At 61.1% G+C, this 709-nt stretch carries 1 protein-coding gene; it reads right to left on the reverse strand.

Annotated elements, in window-relative coordinates:
• Nucleotides 1-174: 174 nt before the first annotated feature.
• Nucleotides 175-576: a hypothetical protein gene (locus tag F6Q13_RS18745; RefSeq protein WP_293059729.1), complete on the reverse strand. Its 402-nt coding sequence runs from the start codon at nucleotides 574-576 to the stop codon at nucleotides 175-177.
• Between the last annotated feature and the right edge of the window lie 133 nt (nucleotides 577-709).

Consider the following 709-nt stretch of genomic DNA (forward strand, 5'->3'; position numbering starts at 1 on the left):
GGTGGGCCCATTTTCTTATCCCACGGCGGCGCACAGCGCCTGGAAAACTATCCCGGAATTTCAGTCTCGCTATGCGGGGCAATTCCTCGCCGGCAGCAGAGTCATGAACTCAAGCCCGGGAGCTCCATCGACTATCCCGTCATGGGAGCAGTGGTCGGCAGCTAGGGGTTCGTTCTAGACGACGCGTAGCTCAAAGGGAATGGCGACAGAGTCGCCGTTGTCGAGGGTTTGGACGAGCACGCGGCGGCCGCTGGTGCCGCCACTCATTCCGAGCTGGCTCACCCAGAAGCGGTTTTCTCCCGAGTGGGCATCGACGGGGATGGTGGCGTCGATGAAAGTGTGCCTACTCCCGTCGATTTCGACGATTTCGGTGGTCATCTTGTAAGGTTTTTGGTGGTCATCGGCGCTGGCTTGCATCAGTGTCACGAGGTAAACCATGGCGACGATCGGGTTGCCGGCATCGTCGACCTGGCCGCGCTTCGGGACGGTGATGAAGTCAAGGACACCGCCGGTGACGTTCAGTTTCTGGTCGACAATCTCGGCGTGTTCGGCGAGGAATGCTCCGGTGATCTGCATGGAACCGATTGTTTCAGGATCGAAGCTGGGTGTCGGCGGCGGCGCCAGTCGTCGCCAGTCGTCGCCATTCGGCGCTCAACTGCGATCGCCGCTGCAGCACGAACAGCAGCTACGCGACGGCGAGTCTGCACCC

Origin of the sequence: Mycobacterium sp. (assembly GCF_008709575.1) — a bacterium.
In the GTDB taxonomy this organism is placed as follows: domain Bacteria; phylum Actinomycetota; class Actinomycetes; order Mycobacteriales; family Mycobacteriaceae; genus Mycobacterium.